Source organism: Lachnoclostridium sp., assembly GCF_031997925.1.
Taxonomy (GTDB): domain Bacteria; phylum Bacillota; class Clostridia; order Lachnospirales; family Lachnospiraceae; genus Lachnoclostridium.
Genome location: NZ_DAMADT010000041.1, coordinates 14,753 through 37,502, shown reverse-complemented (window position 1 = coordinate 37,502; position 22,750 = coordinate 14,753). Strand labels below are relative to the sequence as shown.

At 35.9% G+C, this 22,750-nt stretch carries 16 protein-coding genes, 1 tRNA gene and 1 pseudogene; 17 read left to right on the top strand and 1 reads right to left on the bottom strand.

Annotated features, from left to right (window positions below):
- Nucleotides 1-240: 240 nt before the first annotated feature.
- Nucleotides 241-558 (top strand): hypothetical protein, encoded by a 318-nt coding sequence (locus RTP52_RS18490; protein WP_312372850.1) that lies wholly within the window; start codon nucleotides 241-243, stop codon nucleotides 556-558.
- 617 nt (nucleotides 559-1,175) lie between these two features.
- On the opposite strand, the gene RTP52_RS18485 is transcribed toward RTP52_RS18490, so the two are convergent.
- Nucleotides 1,176-1,258 (bottom strand) — tRNA-Leu (locus RTP52_RS18485).
- A gap of 344 nt (nucleotides 1,259-1,602) precedes the next feature.
- Between RTP52_RS18485 and RTP52_RS18480 the strand changes: the two genes are divergently transcribed.
- From RTP52_RS18480 to RTP52_RS18405, 16 genes and pseudogenes are all read left to right on the top strand, one after another.
- Nucleotides 1,603-2,196 carry an anti-sigma factor family protein gene (locus RTP52_RS18480; protein ID WP_312107066.1) on the top strand — a complete coding sequence of 198 codons (594 nt, stop codon included), beginning with the start codon at nucleotides 1,603-1,605 and terminating at the stop codon, nucleotides 2,194-2,196.
- Nucleotides 2,197-2,326: 130 nt separating this feature from the next.
- Complete coding sequence (polA, locus tag RTP52_RS18475) at nucleotides 2,327-5,299, top strand: DNA polymerase I (protein WP_312372849.1); 2,973 nt, start codon at nucleotides 2,327-2,329, stop codon at nucleotides 5,297-5,299.
- A 25-nt stretch (nucleotides 5,300-5,324) separates the two neighbouring features.
- Entirely contained in the window at nucleotides 5,325-5,963 is a 639-nt protein-coding gene (gene coaE, locus RTP52_RS18470; protein WP_312372848.1) for a dephospho-CoA kinase, read from the top strand.
- A 332-nt stretch (nucleotides 5,964-6,295) separates the two neighbouring features.
- Entirely contained in the window at nucleotides 6,296-8,419 is a 2,124-nt protein-coding gene (locus tag RTP52_RS18465; RefSeq protein ID WP_312372847.1) for a cell division FtsA domain-containing protein, read from the top strand.
- 32 nt (nucleotides 8,420-8,451) lie between these two features.
- Nucleotides 8,452-10,176: a sensor domain-containing diguanylate cyclase gene (locus tag RTP52_RS18460; RefSeq protein ID WP_312106378.1), complete on the top strand. Its 1,725-nt coding sequence runs from the start codon at nucleotides 8,452-8,454 to the stop codon at nucleotides 10,174-10,176.
- A gap of 111 nt (nucleotides 10,177-10,287) precedes the next feature.
- Nucleotides 10,288-11,074 (top strand): annotated as a pseudogene (locus RTP52_RS18455) (MBL fold metallo-hydrolase).
- Nucleotides 11,075-11,112: 38 nt separating this feature from the next.
- The gene (locus RTP52_RS18450) at nucleotides 11,113-11,385 is read left to right on the top strand and encodes an ACT domain-containing protein (RefSeq protein ID WP_312106374.1); all 273 of its coding nucleotides are present in this window, start codon (nucleotides 11,113-11,115) and stop codon (nucleotides 11,383-11,385) included.
- A gap of 18 nt (nucleotides 11,386-11,403) precedes the next feature.
- Nucleotides 11,404-12,768 (top strand): PFL family protein, encoded by a 1,365-nt coding sequence (locus tag RTP52_RS18445; RefSeq protein WP_312372845.1) that lies wholly within the window; start codon nucleotides 11,404-11,406, stop codon nucleotides 12,766-12,768.
- A 23-nt stretch (nucleotides 12,769-12,791) separates the two neighbouring features.
- Entirely contained in the window at nucleotides 12,792-14,252 is a 1,461-nt protein-coding gene (locus tag RTP52_RS18440) for an aminoacyl-histidine dipeptidase (protein ID WP_312106370.1), read from the top strand.
- A 332-nt stretch (nucleotides 14,253-14,584) separates the two neighbouring features.
- The gene (locus RTP52_RS18435) at nucleotides 14,585-15,859 is read left to right on the top strand and encodes an LCP family protein (protein ID WP_312107088.1); all 1,275 of its coding nucleotides are present in this window, start codon (nucleotides 14,585-14,587) and stop codon (nucleotides 15,857-15,859) included.
- Nucleotides 15,860-16,159: 300 nt separating this feature from the next.
- Nucleotides 16,160-17,701 carry an LCP family protein gene (locus RTP52_RS18430; RefSeq protein ID WP_312372843.1) on the top strand — a complete coding sequence of 514 codons (1,542 nt, stop codon included), beginning with the start codon at nucleotides 16,160-16,162 and terminating at the stop codon, nucleotides 17,699-17,701.
- A 22-nt stretch (nucleotides 17,702-17,723) separates the two neighbouring features.
- Nucleotides 17,724-18,527 carry a GTP pyrophosphokinase gene (locus RTP52_RS18425; RefSeq protein WP_312107092.1) on the top strand — a complete coding sequence of 268 codons (804 nt, stop codon included), beginning with the start codon at nucleotides 17,724-17,726 and terminating at the stop codon, nucleotides 18,525-18,527.
- 163 nt (nucleotides 18,528-18,690) lie between these two features.
- Nucleotides 18,691-20,151: an RsmF rRNA methyltransferase first C-terminal domain-containing protein gene (locus RTP52_RS18420; protein ID WP_442913544.1), complete on the top strand. Its 1,461-nt coding sequence runs from the start codon at nucleotides 18,691-18,693 to the stop codon at nucleotides 20,149-20,151.
- A gap of 147 nt (nucleotides 20,152-20,298) precedes the next feature.
- On the top strand, nucleotides 20,299-21,021 hold the full coding sequence (locus RTP52_RS18415; RefSeq protein ID WP_312372840.1) for a pseudouridine synthase: 723 nt from the start codon (nucleotides 20,299-20,301) through the stop codon (nucleotides 21,019-21,021).
- Between the two features lie 57 nt (nucleotides 21,022-21,078).
- Nucleotides 21,079-21,735 (top strand): HAD family phosphatase, encoded by a 657-nt coding sequence (locus tag RTP52_RS18410; protein ID WP_312372839.1) that lies wholly within the window; start codon nucleotides 21,079-21,081, stop codon nucleotides 21,733-21,735.
- A 22-nt stretch (nucleotides 21,736-21,757) separates the two neighbouring features.
- Nucleotides 21,758-22,747 (top strand): RluA family pseudouridine synthase, encoded by a 990-nt coding sequence (locus RTP52_RS18405; protein ID WP_312372837.1) that lies wholly within the window; start codon nucleotides 21,758-21,760, stop codon nucleotides 22,745-22,747.
- Nucleotides 22,748-22,750 lie beyond the last annotated feature (3 nt).

Here is a 22,750-nt window from a genome sequence, read left to right as displayed (position 1 = left end):
CATATTCGTAATAATTATGTAATACTTAATTATAGGAAGTTAAGAGATAACATGGAAATATTGGAATTAACAATGGATTGACAAATATCTACAATTAATTCTTGGATAGAAATAAATTGAGATTTGATTCGGTTGTTGTAAGTGGCGCAAAATCATTTTTAGCATATATTAAAGTATATTAAATTATAAATGAACCTGGTAAGGAGCAATATGGATAATTTCCGTAACGTAGAATTTCCTATGGAACGTAACAGAATCGATTCTGAAAGAAGAGATGAAATTGAAAGAGGAAATGAATTTAGAGGAAACGAAAGAAATGAAATGGAAAGAAGAAATGAATTTAGAGGAAACGAAAGAAATGAAATGGAAAGAAGAAATGAATTTAGAGAAAATGAAAGATTTGAATTTGACAGAAGAAATGAGCCGGAAATGAGAGATGAATTTAGAAGAAGAATGGATTTTGATAGAAGACATGAAATGGAGAGAAGAGACGAATTCGACAGAAGACATCATTTTGACAGAAGGTTTCCTTTCTGGTGGCTGTTCTTCTTCCGTTAGAGTTAATAGATCTACCAGCTTTGAATAGCTTATAGCTATTTATGATAATCAAAAAGACAAAAGCAAGGACTATGATAGCCTTGCTTTTGTCTTTTTGAGTCTCATTAATAATATTTAGCTTCTACTATTAAGATTATCAAAATCTTCTTCCTGAATTGCTTCAATAGTTAAACTTCGTTATATTCGAAAGCCTCCATTTTACCATTTCTCCTTCCGGAATCATAATTTCTTCCTGAATTGTTTTAATAGTTAAACTTCGTTATCTCCTAAAGCCTCCATTTTACCATCTCTCCTTAATTCGGGATCATAATTTCATGCTACATTACTTTTGAGACACTATTCTATTTGTATGAATACTTACTCTTAATTCTCAACGATAAAATCGTTATTGGAATCTATTTCGGTACTCACTATTTATTATGGTTATTTTGAAACAAATTATTCACTGATGATGAATTATTTTAAAGTTAATATTAAAATTGTTTTATTCAATTCAAAAAGTTAATTTGCGTTTTCATTTTTATCCTCAGTATTATATAAGTTGTCCATGCTGATTTACAAAGAAAAAAACCTCGCAATCCCGATAAAACCAAGGTATGCAAAGTTCTAAAATATAATGCATCAGGTGGGATTTGAACCCACACGAGGTTGCCCCCGACGGATTTTGAGTCCGTTGCGTCTGCCGTTCCGCCACTAATGCGAACTATGGAATTAATTAATTTGACTAAAATGCCAGTCACATAAGTTACCGACTTAGCGAAGATTATTCTATCACATTACTTTTAATAATGCAAGTATAAATTGTATAAATTGTTGTCAAAATTGAAAAACCTAAGAGTAAACTACAAGAATTGGTGCTGTTATTTTTTTGAAAGTCTGTAATATTTCAGGGTAATATCTTAAGGAATAGAGCTGATTTAAAGAATTACTCTCAAGGTAAAAGTTTGCATTTTGCGAAAAATCAGTGTAGAATAAGTATATATTTTTAGGACGCAGTTGGCATTCTAAAAAGAGCTAAGTAATGTAAAGAGAGGAGAATAGGTCATGGATTGCCTGAATGAACATTGCCTCAATGCGCAAAGATTAATTACACCATTCATTAATAATGAGCTTAGCATGACCGAATTAGAAGGTTTCCTTGCCCATGTAAAAGAATGTCCGGTCTGTAGAGAAGAATTAGAGGTATATTATGCCTTACTAACTGCAATTAAGCTATTAGACGAAGATAAGGAGATGTCGAACAATTTTACAGAGGAACTGAATCGTAAAATCCGTAGTTGTGAAGAACATATCCGAAGAAATAAACGAAATAAAGTAAATCGAAGAATCGTGTTTTCGTTAGTTGTGTTTGGAGTAACCATTATCTCCAGTCTATCGATACGTAAGCTGTCAGAAATTCCTGCTGCGCCAACAAAACCACCGTATATCCTTAGATACTCAGGGATTCCAAGAAGATATGATCCGATGTATCGTATCCGTACTGACTATGATGCATTGGCAAGTGATTATGTTACGAAGGTGAAGGAAGGTAGACTTGAATTTTATCGAAAGAATCGTGAAGAATATGAGATAGTACGGCAAATTTATGTTAATCAACGTGAACTTTTAGAAATAGATAACAAAGAAAATACCGATTAAGTAAATATACAGTTTCGGTAAAATACAGTTTCGGTATTTATTAAATAGTAGTGTGAACAAGTTTTTTCACACATTAATTTTGCGCCTACGACCCAAAGTTTGTAGGCTATGGAAAGGCATGGTTATTCATATGAGCGATATTATAAATAAGCAACAGGATAGGAAAGAAGACGATTACTTATTGGTTATCGATGGTTCCAGTCTTCTATCAACTCAGTTTTTTGGTAATCTACCAAAGGAAATTATGTTTGCAAAGACCATGGAGGAAAAAGAAAAGTATTTCCCAAGGATTATGCAAACAACTACGGGAGTATATACAAATGCTGTGTATGGTTTTTTAAGAGTTTTATTAAAGATTATAAAAGAGCAAAAGCCTACCTATTTAGCGGTGGCTTGGGATATAAGCCGTAATACATTCCGAAGAGAGATTTATCCAGATTATAAAGGAAATCGAGGAGAAACGTTAGAACCGTTAAAGGATCAATTCAAACTTTGTCAACATGTTTTGGAAGAAATGGGAATTGTTCAGTTTATGGATGAACGTTATGAGGCAGATGATTTTAGCGGAACCTTATGCCAGAAGTTTGAAGGGGAAGTCCAGGTTCGTGTCATGACAAAGGATAACGATTATCTTCAATTAATTACAGAGCGGACAAACCTTTGGTTAATTCATAGTACAGCAAAGAAGACAGATGAATTATATGAAAAATACGGTTTAAGTAAGAAGGCAATGAATGTACCTGATCGTACCTTTTTATTTACACCGGAATTAGTTGAGAAAGAATTTGGTATTGTGCCCGCATCCGTTCCATCATTAAAAGGAATTCAAGGGGATAGCTCTGATAACATAAAGGGTGTACCTGGAGTAGGAGAAGCAACTGCAGTTGCCTTAATAAAAGAATATAAGACAGTGGAGCATCTTTATGAGGTGCTTAATCAGTTAGATGAAGCAGGTAAGAAAGAGATTAATGAGTATTGGAAAACGCTTGGAATCAAGAGAACTCCAATCAATGCGCTATTAAAGATAAGTGATAGTGAGCTTGTAGGAGAAAAGGCTGCTATGCTTAGTAAAACCCTAGCTACTATAAAAAAAGACATTGATTTAAAGGATATTAATCTTGAACAGCTAAGAATTCAAATTAATACGGAAAATGCACAGAAGTGCTTTAATGAATTGGAATTTAAGACAATTAAGATAGATGTTACAAAGGGAGAAGAAGCATCAGAAGATACCTTACAATTTGAGACAGATAAAATTAAGATTACTTCTAACTTAGAAGAGGCAGAAACTTTATTTTCTAACTTGATAAAGTTATGGGAAAAGAATCAGAAGAAGTTAAAGAAAGCAAAGAAATCTGCTAGCGAAAAAAGTGGAAGTAAAATTATGATCAAAGAAATCAAGAAGCCAGAGTATGCTTCGGAGGATGCTGTTGGAATTAAGCTAATGATGGAGGACAAATTTCTTGTTGGCATTTCCGTTTATTATGGACCAGAGGCATCTTTTATCATTCCTTGTGAAGGGTTTATTACTCCGGATTTCCTTACTTCGAAACTAAATGAACTTCTTGAGAAAAAGATTACACTTGCAATCTTTGATGTTAAAAAATATTTGCCATATTTAAGTGCAAATGAGGAAAGTCCTTGTTTTGATGTAACTATTGCTGGTTATTTATTAGAACCAGACGCTAGCACTTATGAATATCAAACCATTGCCAAGAATTATTTAGAACTTGATTTGCCAAGTGAGAAAGAAGTAGTTGGTGGCAGGACTTATGCTTCCTTGTCTCTATTAGATCAAGATGAGTATAAAAAGGCAGCATGCTATGAATGTTATGTAGCTCACCATATCTATCCTGTCCTACTTAAGCTATTATCAGAACGAGGATTGCTTCCGTTATTTGAAGGTATTGAAATGCCTCTTGTATATACTTTATTTGATATGGAGCAAAGAGGAATTCGTGTTGATACCAATGGACTAAGGGATTATGGCGACCAGCTTGGCGTTAGTATCGTAGAACTTGAAAAACAAATCTTTGAATTAGTGGGCACTACATTTAATATTAATTCACCAAAGCAGTTAGGAGAAATCTTATTTGAGCGTCTAGGTTTACCATATGGGAAAAAAACAAAGACGGGTTATTCTACCTCTGCTGACGTTTTAGAAAAGTTAAGCAGTGAACATCCAGTGATAAAATTAATCCTACAGTACCGCCAATTAACGAAGCTAAAATCAACGTATGCGGATGGTCTTGTATCCTATGTGGAAGGGGATGGCAGAATACATGGAACCTTCAATCAAACCATTGCAGCAACGGGTAGACTAAGTAGCACAGAGCCAAACCTTCAGAATATACCAATTCGTATGGAGTTAGGAAGAAAAATTAGAAAAGTATTTATTCCTGAGGAAGGTTACCTATTCTTAGATGCAGACTATTCCCAGATAGAACTTCGTTTGCTTGCTCATATGTCAAAAGATGAACGACTTATCGAGGCATATAGACAAGCTCAGGATATTCACCGTTTAACAGCTTCCGAAGTTTTCCGTACCCCGTTTGACGAGGTAACAAGTGCACAGCGTAGCAATGCGAAAGCTGTAAACTTTGGTATCGTATACGGTATCAGTTCCTTTAGTTTGGGACAAGACCTTGATATTACTAGAAAAGAAGCAGAGGAATACATTAATAAGTACTTTATGACTTATCCAGGAGTTAAAACATATCTAGATGGTTTAATTGAGGAAGGAAAAGAATCAGGGGTTGTAAAAACCTTGTATGGAAGAATTCGTCCGGTTCCAGACCTTACGAATTCTAACTTTATGAAGCGTTCTGCAGAAGAGAGAATTGCAATGAATTCGCCAATTCAAGGTACAGCCGCGGATATTATGAAACTGGCTATGATACATGTGAATCAAGCATTAAAAGAACGCAAGTTAAAATCAAGATTATTACTTCAAATCCACGATGAGTTGTTGGTGGAAACTCATGAATCTGAAGTAGAGGAAGTAGCAAAGATTATGAAAGAGGAAATGAGGCAAGCTGCAAGTCTATCTGTTCCGCTTGAAGTAGAGGTTACCAGGGGAGGTAACTGGTACGAGGCAAAATAACAAAGTTTGCAGGCTATGGAAAGGCATGGTTGTTACTATGAAAGTGATAGGGCTTACCGGTGGCATCGGCAGTGGAAAATCAAGAGTTGCAGATTTACTACAAAAGGAATTTTCAACATACGTTATTTATACAGATGATATAGCAAGGGATCAGATGAAACAAGGGGGATGTTCCTACGAGAAGGTTGTGAAGCAGTTTGGTAGCGAGATTTTGGATGACAGTGGAGAAATTGATCGTAATAAACTTGCTAAGATTATTTTTCAAAAGGAAGAACTAGTGAAGTTGATGAATTCATTAACACATCCGAATGTCCATCAAGAAGTATTACGCCAGGTCAAGGAAGTGAAATCTAAAGGTAAACTTTATTCCGCTATCATAGTGGAAACGGCACTTCTGTTTGAAGCAGGGTACCAGAATTTTTGTGATGAAATCTGGTATGTACATGCTCCTATTGCGGATCGGATGAAGAGGCTAAAGGTGTCCAGAGGATATTCAGAGGAAAAGATAGAATCCATTATAAGGAAACAAAAATCAGAGGAATTTTTTCTTAAGAATAGTACCGTGATTATTGAAAATGGGAATGATGTTAAGGCAGACGAGTTAAGGCTTCAATGTAAACGGTATTTAACACCACATAGTGGTAATGAGGTTAGGAACAAGTAGCGTAAGTGGATTGCGAATATCCACTTTAACAAAAATAAGCAAAAATAAGAGTTTTAATTAAAGATGACCAAATGGAAGTGACAAGTTATTAAGTTCTTCCTTTGGTCTCTTTCTGAATAAAAAAGAGAATGAAGGAAGAGGAAAACTTTTAAACCTTCTTGGCAAAAAATCACTATCTGTGATATAATATAGGTAAGAAGTATCATCGTTGGTAGATATTGTAATCTGAAACAGAATTTGCTATGCAACTTCTGTTTTAAATATGCTTAAAAATGAAATAAATAGGACATTGTACCTAAGCAAAAGTAAAATATACTAGGGGGAATCACAACATGGACGTGATTACATATCCTGAAAATATGGTATTCGGTCTTGATATTGGGACAAGAAGCATTGTTGGTACCGTTGGATATAAGCAAAATGAGCATGATTTTATCATTGCCTCACAGTCTGTCAGATATCATGAAACCAGAGCCATGTTGGATGGTCAGATACATGATATCAATAAAGTTGCGGAAACTATACGGGAAGTAAAAAGGGACTTAGAAAAGCAACTTGGTAGAAAGCTAAAAGAAGTATGTATTGCAGCCGCAGGACGTGTGTTAAAAACAGTTACTGTGAAGGCAGAATATAACCTAATCAACGAAGGTATCATTTCAGAGGAACACATACGAACACTGGAATTAAACGGGGTAGAAAAAGCGTACGAGGAGCTCCGTAAAGAAATGAATTCCGAAGAAGGTAACTTTTATTGTGTCGGTTACAGTGTAGTGAGGTACTACCTTAACGATTATGTAATGACAAACCTAGAAGATCATAAAGGAAATAAAATAGGAGTAGAGTTACTTGCAACTTTTTTACCGGAGGAAGTAATTGAAGGGTTGTATGCAGCAGTTGAGAAAGCAGGACTTGAAGTTGTTAATCTTACACTTGAGCCGATCGCTGCAATCAATGTTGCCATTCCTGAAAAGTTTCGTTTATTAAATATTGCATTAATCGATGTCGGTGCTGGCACAAGCGATATTTGTATTACGAAGGACGGTAGTATTATTGCTTATGGAATGATTCCAAAGGCAGGCGATGCGCTAACTAATACATTGATGCAACGCTATTTGGTTGATTTTAAAACTGCAGAATCAATGAAGACTTCAGTTCTAAAGAAAAAGACCGTCTCTTATAAAGATATCATGGGACTTTCGAATAAAGTTACGAGAGAAGAAATTTACGAGGCAATTAGCGTTGAAATTGATCAAATTACTGCTCAGATTGCAGAGCAGATTTTATACCTTAACGGAGGGAAATCCGTGAGTGCTGTCTTTGTTGTTGGTGGAGGAGGAAAACTTCCTTATTTTGTGGAGGCATTGTCGTCAAAGCTTAATTTACCAAAAGAAAGAGTTGCTCTTCGTGGGGAAGAAGTTCTTAATATGGTTCAGTTCTTACAAAAAGAGATAAAGAAGGATCCTTTATTAGTAACTCCGATTGGTATTTGTTTAAACTATTATGAGAACCGCAACAATTTTATCTATGTGATGGTGAATGGGGAACGAATTAAATTATATGATAATACGCATCTAACAATTGTAGATGCAGCACTTACTATTGGTTTTCCAAATGAATTGCTATTCCCACGCAGAGGCAGGGCGTTACATTATACCCTTAATGGAAGTGAGCGTCTTGCACGAGGAGAAGCAGGAGAAGGAGCAATTATTATACTAAATGGTAAGCAAGTAAGTTTAAATGCTTCCATTACTCAAAATGATATTATACAAATTACGGAGTCTACCGCAGGAGCAGATGCAACTCTTATGGTGGCCAAGCTTCCGGAATATAAGAGTACGATAACATTTGCAGTGAATCACAAAGAAGTGTTATGCCCTAAGTACGTACTTGCAAACGGTATACTGGTATCGGATACCTATCAGATTAAGGATGGAGACCGATTGGAACTTTTAAATCATTATACGCTAGAACAGTTGTTAGAATTTATGGATTTACCTTATCGGAAGGGGATTACAATTAATCATCAGTCTGCTAAGCCACAAGACCGAGTTTATGAGAATTTCACCATATATTATCCATTACATGAGGATATCACTACTTCCTATGAGGAAGTAGCTGCCATGGTATCAGAGGAGGAATTCAAAGAGTATTCAATCGGGGAGGATGCACTTTTAGAAGAAGGCTTTCTGGAAGATGGGAGTTCGCCTGCTCATAAGGAGGAAGTGGATGATAAAAAGGTAGAGAAAGGTTCTGAAATTACAGTTTATGTCAATGGAACATTAATCACATTAAAGGGGAAAGATAAATTCATACTGGTAGATATATTAGATGTCTATTCTTTTGACTTAACAATTGCTAGAGGAAGCAGGGTTGTATTAAAAATTAATGGTAATGAGGCAGATTTTACAAATCCTTTAAATACACAAGATGTAATAGAAATGTACTGGGAAAAGTAAGCTATCATATTGTCCGGAAGGAGAAGGAACGGATGAGCGACGATCTACTTGTATTTCGGAAGAAATTTTCCAGAGGCCTTGTGATAGTTACGTCGGTATTCTGGCTATATACATTAATTCAAATGATTGGTGATTTATCAGAGGATGGAAGATATGGATTTTCTATAGCCTCAGGTGCTCTTCTTATTGACATCTTGGCAGAACATACGAAATTATTTAAAAAGGGAATCGCATGGAAGATTCTACGAACAATCGAGTTGATAACATTTTCTATCTGTTTTTTTGTTAGCATCAACTCGGTAAATTCAGTGTTTTTTGGGATAGAGCTAATTTCCGTAATGTTACAGTTACTTATGTTAACTGATTTTTTAGATGTTTATTCCAGGGCAATATCCCTAACAACTATGTCATTGCCGGCAATTATATATTTAGTTACAACGTTATTACTTAACCCTAGTAAACAAGAAGAGTTTTTTGGCATGGTATGTGCCTTTCTAGCCCTTATCTTTGTGGTAATGCTAATATCTGAATTAATCAGTGAGGTCTTTATCGATACAGATAAGCGAATATTTGAATTACGGCGTTTTTCGGAACAGACAAAAGAGACAAATGAAGCACTTAGAAATCAGCAGGAAAAATTCCGTAAAGTAAATGAGGAACTTGGTATCCAAAAAATTATGCTCGAAGCAGCTTACAATAAGATAAACAGTGCAAATACAGAAACTCAGACCTTATTTCAGATTATTCGATACATCTCAACTGAGCTAGAGATTGGGAATCTGATGAAACTTATAACAGAAGCAATCTATGAGGCAATGGGATTAGACGTATGTACCATTATTTTAGAACCAGAGATTGCTGGTAATAAACAGGTTACCTATGAAATACACACCAGATTAGGTAAAGGTTTTTACGAACAGATGAGCAATCGTATTGAACAGGGATGCATTGAAGAATACATGAAGGAAGAAGAAAATTATATTGATAATCAGGTACAGCCTGGAAAATATTCTTTTCTTAAGGATCGTAAGATAAACTCACTATTAATTGTGCCTTTAGTCCGGGGAAAAAAGGTGATTGGTGCTTTACTATGTGGACATTCTCAGCTTGATTACTTTAATGGGAATATTATGTTCTTTGAGACTGTAGTTGCACAACTTTTAGTTGCAATCCATAATGCAAGTCTATATAGTAGGATGCAGCAGATGGCAATTCATGATAGTTTGACTGGAATCTATAACCGAGGACAGTTAAATGTGATTCTTGAGCAGTATACAATACGAGCAAGTGAACAAAAGAATTCAGTATCCGTTGCCTTACTTGATATTGATCTTTTTAAGAAAATCAATGATACATATGGTCATCTGTTCGGTGATGAAGTTATTAAGATGGTTGCGGCGAAGATGCAGGAGGTGGCAAATTGTTTTCATGGTATTGCAGCTAGATACGGAGGAGAAGAATTTGTTATCGTGTTACCGGATGTGGGGATATCGGATTTTTATCATATTATAACCTCATTAAAGGAAACAATTGATAATACAACCTTACACTTTAATGAAGATGAAGTTCATGTAAAAGTTAGTGTTGGTATTAGTTCCTATCCAGAAACGAGTGTAAGTTGTCAACAACTTCTAAACCGTGCAGATGGAGCGATGTATTATTCCAAGCAAAACGGTCGTAACAGTATCACAGTAGACAACGATATTGTGCAAGATTATGTAAGAAAGAATAAGGAAACGGGGGGGAGTTGTAACTAGGTTCTAAAAACACAAGTTACACTTCCCTTTTTCTTGCTATTTGCTAAGAAGTGATATATACTTAACAACAATTAAAAGGTGTTATTGGAACGATGGGAAGGAAGTAAATCTATGAAGATGTGCAGCATTGCCAGTGGAAGCAGTGGTAATTGTATTTATATAGGGAGCAATGAAACAAACCTTTTGGTGAGTAAGCGGAAAGAGAATAGAGAGTGGCCTTTTGTCGGCTGGAGTGGACCCAAATTCTTTGAACGGAATATTAATTACTCACGAACATACCGATCATATTCAAGGAATTGGTGTATTGGCAAGAAGATATAAATTACCGATCTATGGTACGGTTGAGACCATCAATGCAATGCTTCGGTTAAGCAGTGTAGGAAGAATTGAGGAAAGTCAGCTTCGATTTGTGAAGCCGAACGAGGCCTTATTCATTGGTGATATTTTAGTGGAACCGTTTTCGATTTCACACGATGCTAGTAATCCAGTTTGTTACACATTTACAAATGGTGGACATAAGATAGGAATGGCTACCGATCTTGGAACCTATGACAGTTACACGATTTCCAAGTTATGTGGAGCAGAAGTACTTTATTTGGAAGCAAACCATGACGTTAATATGTTAATGGTGGGAAGCTATCCTTATCATCTAAAACAGCGAATCGTTGGAGAGCGAGGGCATCTATCCAATGAAACTTCAGCAAAACTAATCTGTGAGCTATTACATGATAAATTACAGCATGTGCTGTTAGCCCATATGAGCAAAGAGAATAATTACGCAGAACTGGCATATGAAACCGTTCGATGTGAGGTTGAGCAAAGTGTAACGAGTTTCGGCAAGATGCCGGTAATCACAGTGGCAAATCGAGATATTCCATCAGAGATGGTTATTATATAAATTTGATTACAATAATCAGCGCAGAAATGAGGTAAACTATGAAGAAGACGATTATTACAGTAGTAGGACACGATTGTGTAGGTATCATTGCTAAGATATGTACGTATCTTGCAAATAATAAGATTAATATTTTAGATATCTCTCAAACCATTGTATCCGGATATTTCAACATGATGATGATTGTTGATACCATCGAGTCTAGTAAAGATTTTAGTCAGTTAGCGGATGAATTAGAGGAAATTGGTAAAGAAATTGGTGTTGTAATTAAAGCACAAAGAGAAGACATATTTGATATGATGCACCGTCTATAAGAAAGGAAATCATTCGCTATGATAAATTTTAATGAAGTTCTAGAAACGAATAAGATGATTGATAAGGAAAATCTCGATGTACGTACCATTACACTCGGAATTAGCCTATTAGATTGTATTAGTAGCAATTTAGAGGAATTAAATCAGAATATCTATGACAAAATAACAACAGTAGCAAAAGATTTGGTTGTTACCGGTAAGAAAATCGAAAGACAGTTTGGAATTCCGGTGGTGAATAAGCGAATCTCAGTAACTCCGATTGCAATGATTGGGGCCTCTGCTTGTAAGACTCCAAAGGATTTTGTAACGATTGCAAGAACTCTTGATAGGGCTGCGAATACAGTTGGTGTAAATTTTATAGGAGGTTATTCAGCGCTTGTATCAAAGGGAATGACTTCTTCGGAACGTCTACTTATCGAATCGATTCCAGAGGCTCTAGCAGTAACAGAGCGGGTATGTAGCTCTGTAAATGTTGGTTCTACAAAAACTGGAATTAATATGGATGCAGTAAAGTTATTAGGTCAGATTGTATTAGACACCGCAGAGTATACGAAAGAAAAAGACTCTCTTGGTTGTGCAAAGTTAGTTATCTTTTGTAATGCACCGGATGACAATCCATTCATGGCGGGAGCTTTCCATGGCGTAACGGAAGCAGATGCAATTATCAACGTTGGTGTCAGCGGTCCTGGTGTAGTAAAGACCGCATTAGAGGGTGTCCGCGGAGAAGATTTTGGTACTCTATGTGAAACAATTAAAAAAACAGCATTTAAGATTACTCGTGTTGGTCAGTTAGTAGCGATGGAAGCATCAAAGATGCTTAACATACCATTTGGTATTGTAGATTTATCACTTGCACCAACTCCTGCAGTAGGTGATAGCGTGGCAGAAATCCTTCAAGAAATTGGGCTAGAGTACCCGGGAGCACCAGGAACTACAGCAGCGCTCGCTTTACTAAACGACTCAGTAAAAAAGGGTGGTGTTATGGCATCAAGTTATGTAGGCGGATTAAGCGGTGCATTTATTCCGGTAAGTGAAGATCAGGGTATGATTGACGCAGTCATAGCTGGTTGTCTTACATTGGAAAAATTAGAAGCAATGACATGTGTATGTTCCGTTGGCCTTGATATGATTGCTATTCCAGGAGATACTAAGGCTACTACCATTTCTGGTATCATAGCAGATGAGATGGCTATTGGTATGATTAATCAAAAAACGACAGCAGTTCGTCTGATACCAGTGGTCGGTAAGAAAGTTGGAGACGTTGCAGAATTTGGTGGGTTACTAGGATATGCACCAATTATGCCAGTGAACAACTTCTCTTGCGAAAATTTTGTAAATCGTGGAGGCCGTATTCCAGCACCAATTCATAGTTTTAAAAATTAGTTTAAAGTATAATGGAGGTTACAATGGAAGGTGTTTATCAACAGTTATCCAGTATGGATTATAAAAATGTATTAAAATATTTCGTAGAAATCTCAGCGGTACCAAGAGGATCGGGACACAATGAGAAAATCAGTGAATATCTTGTGAATTTTGCAAAGGAACATAATTTAAACTATGTTCAAGATGAAACATTAAATGTTATTATCTATAAAGAAGCGACACCAGGTTATGAAAACCATACTCCAGTTGTGATTCAGGGACATATGGACATGGTATGTTTAAAGGCAGAAGATAGTAATCATGACTTTTTAAACGAGGGGTTAGAGCTTATCGTAGAAGAAGGTATTATTCGTGCGAACAAGACGACTCTTGGCGGAGACAATGGTATTGCGATAGCCATGGGTCTTGCACTACTATCCGATGAGAATTTAGAACATCCTGCCCTTGAAGTGTTAATTACAACGGATGAAGAAACTGGAATGGATGGTGCAAAAGCACTTAACCCAGACCATTTAAAGGGCCGTTATATGATTAACGTGGATTCGGAAGAAGAAGGTACTGTATTAGTTGGTTGTGCTGGTGGTCTTAGATTTTATGCTGAACTTCCTCTTAACTTTACTGAGAAGGAAGGCAAGAGGGTAAAATTTGTAGTACGTGGCTTAAAGGGTGGTCACTCAGGGGCAGAAATTCATAACAACCGAACAAATGCAACCATACTGTTAGCAAGAGCTGTGATGGAATTGAAAGAAAAATACGATTTCCTTCTTTGTGATATGAAGGGCGGAGATAAGGACAATGCTATTCCTAGCTTTGCACAAGCAGAAGCAATTGTTTCTGTGGAAGATGCAGATGCATTAGCTGCCGCTGTAAAGGAACTAGAGGAAAAGTACCAGAAGGAGTTACTTGCTTCGGAACCAAATGTAAAGTTCGAATGTCAGATTTTTGGAGAAGAAAAAGCAAAGGTAATACACCCAAGCTCAATGATGAAAGTTTTATTTGCTCTTTTACAAGCACCTAATGGAGTTCAGGTAATGAGTTCTGAGATAGCTTCGCTTGTAGAAAGTTCCTTAAATCTTGGTATCTTTGCAATGGAAGATGATATGGCTATATTCCATTACTCCGTACGAAGCGGTAAGAGTAGTTATAAATATTTTATCAGTGATAAACTTAGCTTTATGTTTGGTTTCTTGGGTGCAGAATACGAAAGTAATGCGGAATATCCTGCTTGGGAGTATAAAAAGGATTCAAAACTAAGAGATTTATTTTTAAGCGTATACAAGGAATTATATCATAAAGATGCCGAAGTAATGTCCATCCATGCAGGCCTTGAATGTGGATTAATTAGTGAAAAGATACCTGATATGGATATTATATCCATCGGACCGGATATGAAGGATATTCATACACCGAAGGAACAATTGGACATTCCATCAACCATTCGAGTTTATCAAACAGTAGAAAAGTTATTACAACAGATGAAATAAAAAAACACCAGTTAATACACATCGGTGAGGCTGCTTTCCCTGCTTATATAAACGGATTTTGATTCTGTTTTTTTAAGTAGGGAGCAGCTTTTTGATTGGGAAATTTGCTTAGGGGATAGTACTTATAGGGAATAGTTTACATAGCAATAGTTCAGAGTTAATTAATATTTGCCATAAAATCTTAACTTTACATTTTATAATAAATGTCGTATTATGGGTTAGCTATCATTTTTTCTTTTGAAAGAATGGAAAGAGCAAAAAAAGACTAAAATTTGACATAATATAGCTTTATTAAGAAACATTCGTTGATTGAAAGGGAACAGGGGAATAAAATGAAAGACGAAGATGCTAGAACAAGAGGTCAACATAGTAGTAATGATGCGGTAGATGATTATTTTCCGGATCGATTTGAGATACCCGATGAATTGGAGTCGCAAGATGATTTTTTTAGTGAAATAAGTGAATCGTTAAAGAAACAGGTAAACGAGGAACTGATTCAAGAGGCAGAGGGGACGACAGAAGAAATGGGTAATAATAAAAAGAAGAAAAAGAACAAAAAGAAAAAAGCACTGATTATAACATATTCTATCTTAGGTACATTATTGCTTGCGGTAGCTCTTATCTTTGGAACACCAGGAGGGCGTAAACTAATCTATAATGCAGTAGGTGGTTATGTGTCAGGTCGTATAGATAATGTAGAAGCTGAGAATAAAAAACCAAGTAATATTTTTGGGGATAACGAGAATGAGGATTTTGTAAATACAGATCCTAATTTAAGAAAAGAAAAATATGTTGCAAACTTTTTAATTGCAGGTATTGAAGAAATAGGTGGAGGTGGACGTACAGACTCCATGATGTTAGTATCTGTCAATAAAAAAGATAATACAATAAAGTTAACTTCTATCATGAGAGATTGTTACGTAGAGATACCTGGAAATAGTCCAAATAAGCTAAATGCTGCTTATAGCATTGGTGGAATGGACTTGTTGGTAGATACGGTACAGCAAAACTTTAAAATAAAGATTGATGGCTATGCAACAGTTAATTTTAATAACTTTGAAAACATCGTCAATATTTTAGGTGGTGTTGATATTGAGCTTGGTTCAGAAGAAGCAAGATATTTAAATACAACCAACTATATTTCAAATCCAGCTTATCGTAATGTGAAGCCTGGTATGAACCACTTAAACGGAAATCAAGCACTTGGTTATTCTCGTGTAAGAAAGGTAGTAACACTTGGTGGAGCAAATAATGACTTTGGTAGAACTCTTCGTCAACGTCGTGTATTAAATGCAATTTTTGAGGAATATAAATCAAAAAATTTGTTTGAATTAATGTCAATTATGGATCAGATATTACCTTATATTAAAACTGATTTAACTGGTTCTGAAATTTCTGATTTATTGCAGGCTGTTGTTGAAAATAAAATATTTACAATTGAAAACAATCGAATTCCTGCAGAGGATTATTATACTGCTGGAAGAAACGAGCGTGGTTCCGTATTAATTTTAGACTTTGAAGCTAATATTAAAGAATTGTACCGTACAATCTTCTTAGATGAAGAAGTAACACCGACACCAGAAGTTCTTATTGATATACCAAACTAAATTTTTATAAGCAATTCGTACAGATTAAAATAAACCCCTTTTATTAGATTTTTTGTCTAACAAAAGGGGTTTACTTCATTTGAAAGAAGTTTTTTATTTTGGATCTACTTTCCCTCTTATATAAAAAATATAGGACAAACAGACAGGAATATGGTATACTAATAGAAGCTTAAAATTGGAATAGAGAAGGATAATATTCCAATCTATAGGAGGTAGTGTGAATAATAAAAATTAATTCTTCACACATGAATTTGTGCTGGCGCCCAAATTCGCACGATGGTGCCATAATGGGAGACTTGTATGAAAAGAAAAACGGACATACCCTGGGAGGAATTTGACCCATCCAATGATGAGGAGTTTCAAAGAAACCTAGAGAAGGCTTTCTTTGAGGATGAACCGAAGGAACAGATTGAGCTAAATCATAACGAGGATATACAGTGGATCGACATAGAAGCATCCGTAAAGGGAAAAGAAGAATCTAAGCATAACACATACGATAATTTTCATGATTTTCATGAGAATGCGATTGAATTTGCAACAAGTAATGAGAGAGAATATGATAATTTTGAGCTTTATGAAAAAGCAGTACATAGCATAGTCAATCAAGAGTTGATGGATGCACAGGAAGAGGTGAAGCAAACTGACAAACTAAGTTCCGAAGAGGAAGATATTATATTAGAGATTTCAAGATCACTAGCAAAACAAATTGATCCAGGATTAGCAGTAGAAGAAGCGATGGAATTACCTTTAGAGGGAGAGAAACCACAAGAATCTTTGAGACGTAGGCGACTGAAACAGATTGGAATACCGATCTTAATTTCGCTTGGTGCACTATTGCTATCTGTATGCTTGTTATTGTTTACTAAGGCAGGTCAAAGTTTATTAATTCATCTTGGAGCAAATTTTGTTGCAGGTAAGGTTAATTATGACGATGGAAGTGGACATAAAGTGGAGGTTATTCCGGAAATTACGGATGTTCCAACGGATGATGATATAGAAAAGAACAAAGAAGATGTTCAATTAGGTATAAATAACGGAACAGTAAGACATGAAGACTATGCTGTTAACATTCTGCTTCTTGGAGAAGAGGCAATTTTTTCTGGGAATTCCAGGGGTCGTACTGATGTGATGATGATAGCAACACTAAATTCAAAAGAAAAATCTATTAAATTAACTTCATTAATGAGGGATTTGTATGTCCAAATACCAGGATATCAAGATGATAAGTTAAACGCAGCGTATACAGTTGGGGGAATACCAATGTTATTTAATACGATTGAGTTAAACTTTGATTTAAAATTAGACGGGTATTGCCTTGTGGGGTTTGATGACTTTGAAAAGATTATTGATAAGTTAAATGGGATTGATATCACGCTAACCTCTTCGGAGGCAAATTGGTTAAATACAACGAATTATATTTCGAATCCAAACTATCGAACCGTTACAGCTGGTCTTAATCATATGAATGGAAACCAAGCTCTTGGTTTTTGCCGAATTAGAGATGTTGCCAGCGGAACGAAAGAACTGAATGATTTTGGTAGAACTTCAAGGCATCGTACGGTATTGGATACTATTTTTCAAAAATATAAATCGCTAAATTATTGGGATCTGGCCATGCTAATGAATAGCTGTTTGCCAATGGTAACAACGGATTTGGATGCAAAAGAGCTTGAAACATATATACAGCTAGCCCTAGATATTGGATTAACGAAGTTAGAACAGCTACGTATCCCAGCCAATGGAGCGTATGAAGATGCGTATATTAGTAAAAAAAGTGTTATTATACCGAATTTGCAAAAAAATATTGAGGTACTACACACATTTATCTTTGGCGCTGAGTAATAAGGTATAAGGGGGGAACACTATGGAAATACAATTATGGAGAGAGATACTGGAACCATATGCCCTTGCAGTTGATGAGCTTATGGTAAAATTTAATCATATTATTGAGGCGTATCGAAAAGCAGGTATGTACTCTCCAGTTGAACAGGTTACCGGAAGAGTTAAGACCATCTCAAGTATTCTTGAGAAAGCTCAGAAAAAGTCTATCGATTTAGAAAATATCGAAGAAAATATAGAGGATATCGCTGGTATTCGAATTATCTGTCAATTCGTAGATGATATTTACAAAGTAGTAGAACTAATAAAAAATCGAACTGATATGTCAGTTGTTAGTGAAAAGGACTATATTACGAATAATAAAGCGAGCGGGTATCGAAGTTATCATATGATAATTTCGTACCATGTTGAGACGCTTTATGGTCCGAAAGAAATTCATGCAGAGATACAGATAAGAACGTTAGCGATGAATTTTTGGGCTACCGTAGAACATTCCCTGCAATATAAATACAAGCAAAATATGCCAGATAACCTACGTCAGAGACTTCACAAAGCAGCGGATGCAATCGTAACGTTAGATGAGGAAATGTCCTCAGTACGTGGCGAGATTATGGATGCTCAAAATTCCTTTAATATCCGTGCGAATATTGTGGCAGATATTCTGACTAACATACAGAATCTATACAAGGTAGCAAACAAAAGAGAAGTAGTAAAGATTCAGGATGAATTTTTTCGTATCTATGAAAGTGAAGACTTAAAACAATTGGAGCGATTTAATAAGGAGCTTGATATTATCTCCGAAGGTTATCGGGCACAGAGCCTGCGATAAAAAGATTTAAGGAGCCTTTGGCATTTTATTTATACAAGATGAATTGGCAAGCCAATTCACTTGTCATGAACGAGGAAAAGTGCGCGAAGCGTGCTTTTTCTTATTTTGCCAGTGGCTCGTCATATTACGAGATATAAGATTAGAAAGGTTACAATACATGAATATAAGATTACCGGAAGAGTTTAAAAAAAGAATGCAGGAGATGCTTTCAGAAGAGTATAAAGCATATGAAAAATGCTATGAGGAAAAGCATCGTGGAGGGCTTCGTATCAATACACTCAAGTTAAACAATGAAGAATTTGAAAAAATAAGTCCTTACGATATAAAACGTGTTCCATTTATTCCAAATGGTTATTATTATCAAGAGAAAGAACAGCCAGCAAGACACCCGTATTATTTTGGGGGACTTTACTATATTCAGGAACCAAGCGCTATGACTCCAGCCAGCTTACTTCCAGTAGAACCAGGTGACAAGGTATTAGATGTATGTGCAGCTCCTGGCGGAAAAAGTACAGAATTAGCTGCAAAGCTTCAAGGAGAGGGTGTTTTAGTATCGAATGATATCAGTAATTCAAGAGCAAAGGCACTTCTAAAAAATATAGAATTGTTTGGAGTTAGAAATCCGGTGGTGGTGAGTGAGGCTCCAGCAAAGTTAGTAAATACATTTACCGGTTATTTTGATAAGATATTAGTGGATGCTCCGTGTTCTGGAGAGGGAATGTTTCGAAAGAGTCCAGCCATTATAAAGAACTGGGAACAGTACGGTGTAGACTATTATAATAAACTGCAAAAAGAGATTATTTTATTGGCTACAAAAATGCTAAAACCAGGCGGATATCTGCTATATTCCACCTGTACTTTCTCAAAAGAAGAGAATGAAGGTACCATCAAATTTCTACTTGATGAAGAGCCGGATATGGAGATTGTACCAGCAATTTGGAATTCTTTAGAGAATCAACCGGATTATCCACTTCGAGAAGAAGATAAAAAACGTTTGGAGAAGATGAAGGAAAGAAACAATGTTTCTTATGAAGGATTTGATTTTGGAAAACCTGAATGGGTAGATGGACCAAAGGAACTTGTTCATACCTTACGGTTATGGCCGCAAAGAATAGAAGGGGAGGGGCATTATGTTGCTCTGCTTCGTAAGAAAGAAACTGCTCCTAGCAGTTTCCATGAGGAATATCAAATACCTGCAAAGGAAACAAAACAAATCTCAGAAGAGGCAAAAGAATTCTTTCAAAAGATTAACTTCCCAATTGATATTAACCGAATAACTGTAAGAGAGGATCGTTTATATCTTTTACCAAAGGACTTAGTGGATTTAAAAGGACTTCGAATCTTACGATCAGGGTTATTATTAGGTGAGATGAAAAAAAATCGTTTTGAGCCAAGCCAAGCTCTTGCATGTGCACTAAAAGCCTCAGAATATGATAATATCTATAATCTCTCTTCCGATGATGCGGATGCAATCCGTTATCTTAAGTGTGAATCGATTGAGATAAAGAAAGAATGTAAAGATGGATGGCTATTAGTTTGTGTCGATGGTTATCCGCTTGGGTTTGGTAAGTATAGTAAAGGGAATTTTAAGAATAAGTATTTACCTGGCTGGCGTTGGATGTAATATAAAAAATGAATAGAGGTAGTTATGATAAGGAAAAGTTCTAGAAGAGTGCTTTTCCTTGTTGTAAGCATCCATGGGCATCATGTCAAGAGTAGTGCTTAATGTGCTAAGAAAAGAGGAAAATGCATACAGAGGCTGGAGGAAGGAATGAGTAAATCAAATTCGATGTTAAGACTGGATAAATACCTTGCGGATTTATCGGTTGGAACTAGAACTGAAGTAAAGCAGATGATTCGAAAGGGCAGAGTAATGGTAAATGGGAATACCGAAACTTCGCCAGAAACTAAAGTGGATAGTAATCATGATAAAATCTCCGTTGATGGCAGGGAATTATCTTATGTTACTTTGGAGTATTTTATGTTAAATAAGCCCGCTGGAGTTGTATCTGCTTCGAATGATAAAAAACAGACTACAGTAGTAGATTTAATAGATGAAGCAAAGAGAAAAGATCTTTTTCCAGTAGGGCGATTAGATAAGGATACCGAAGGGCTTTTAATTATTACCAATGATGGTGATTTAGCACATCAACTATTAAGTCCTAAAAAACATGTTGATAAAGTTTATTTTGCAAGGCTTCGTGAACCCCTTAAAAAAGAAGACGAAGAAGCATTTGCAGCTGGACTTAGAATAGATGAGGAGTTTACTGCTTTGCCGGCTACGCTAGAGCGTATTTCAGAACGAGAAGCATATGTAACGATACGGGAAGGTAAATTTCATCAAATAAAGCGAATGTTTGAAGCAGTAGATAATGAAGTTGTTTATTTAAAACGAATTTCTATGGGTAGTCTTTCTCTTGATAAGAGCCTTTCCCTCGGTGAATACCGTGAACTAACCGAAGAAGAAATTGAGACATTACGTGAGAATAGATAAAGCAGCATTTGTGACGGCGCACAAAATTGCAATCATTTTTCCTAGAATTGCAACAGAATGGAGATTAATATGCTAAAGAATATAAATGCAGTTATTTTTGATTTAGATGGAACATTGGTGGACTCCATGTGGATGTGGGAGGCAATTGATGTAGAATACCTAAGTAGATTTGGGATTGATTTGCCAGAAGGTCTACAACGAGAAATTGAAGGGATGAGTTTTTCTGAAACAGCAATCTTTTTTAAAGAACGATTTCAGTTAGAACCTTCCGTGGAAGAAATTAAGGATGCTTGGAATGAGATGGCATATGAGAAATATTCCAAGGAAGTTCCATTAAAACAAGGGACACTTAAATTTTTACAATACTTAAAAGAAAATAATATAAAAATGGGAATTGCAACAAGTAATTCTAAGGAACTTGCCAGTGCAGTGCTAAAGGAACTTAATGTGGAACAGTATTTTGATGCGATTCATACTTCTTGTGAGGTCGCAAAGGGCAAACCATCACCAGATATTTATCTGTTTGTTGCAGAGAAGCTTTCTGTAAAGCCAGAGAATTGCCTGGTTTTTGAAGATATTCCTCAAGGAATTTTAGCAGGAAAAAATGCTGGTATGAAAGTTTGTGCTGTTTGGGATGAGTTTTCCATACCGATTGAGGAAGAGAAGAAGAGATTAGCGGATTATTTTATAATGTCATTTGATGAGATAATCTAATACAGTAAAGGATGTTAATATAGTGAGAGAAATCACCATTGTAAAAAATGAGGCAGGCCAAAGACTTGATAAGTTCTTAGCGAAATATTTAAACAAGGCTCCCAAGAGTTTTTTTTATAAAATGCTTCGAAAGAAAAATATTACCTTGAATGGGAAAAAGGCAGAAGGAGCAGAGAAACTTATCGAAGGAGATATTGTTCGTCTTTTCTTAGCAGAGGAGACAATAGAAGGATTCAAAGAATCTTATCAGCTTGATGCCAAGGTGAATCAAAGGGCAGTAAAACTAGATGTTCTATATGAAGATTCTCATGTAGTTATTATTAATAAACCAATAGGCATGTTATCACAGCGTGCAAAAGAATCTGATGTATCATTGGTTGAGCTATTCATTGCTTATCTTTTAGAGATGGGGAGTTTGACAAAAGAGGAGTTATCAACATTTAAACCAGCGGTATGCAATCGATTAGACCGAAATACCAGTGGGATAGTAATTGCCGGAAAAAGCTTGTTAGGGCTTCAGGAGATGTCAGCAAAGCTACAAGATCGTAGTCTTCATAAATATTATCGCTGTATTGTAAAAGGTACAATGACAAAGGGAGCTAGAATCCACGGGTATTTGGCGAAAGACGAGAAGACGAATAAAGTAAGGATTACTACGAATGACCCTGACGATGGTGAAAGCTCCTACATTGAGACGGAATATCAACCAATTCTAAGCAAGAACGGGTATACGCTCTTAGAGGTATTATTAATTACCGGTAAGACTCATCAGATCCGTGCTCATTTAAGTAGCATCGGACATCCGATTATTGGTGATACGAAATATGGAGATGAAGCGATCAATAAAAGGTTGCAAAAACAATATGGCTTAAGTCATCAGCTACTTCATTCTTATCGATTAGAGTTTCCTAATCTTTCTAAGGAACTAGAAAAGTTAAGTAATCAAAAGATAATAGCACCATATCCTAAATTATTTCAAATTTTAGAAAAAAGTATATTTAGCGATAATTAGGGG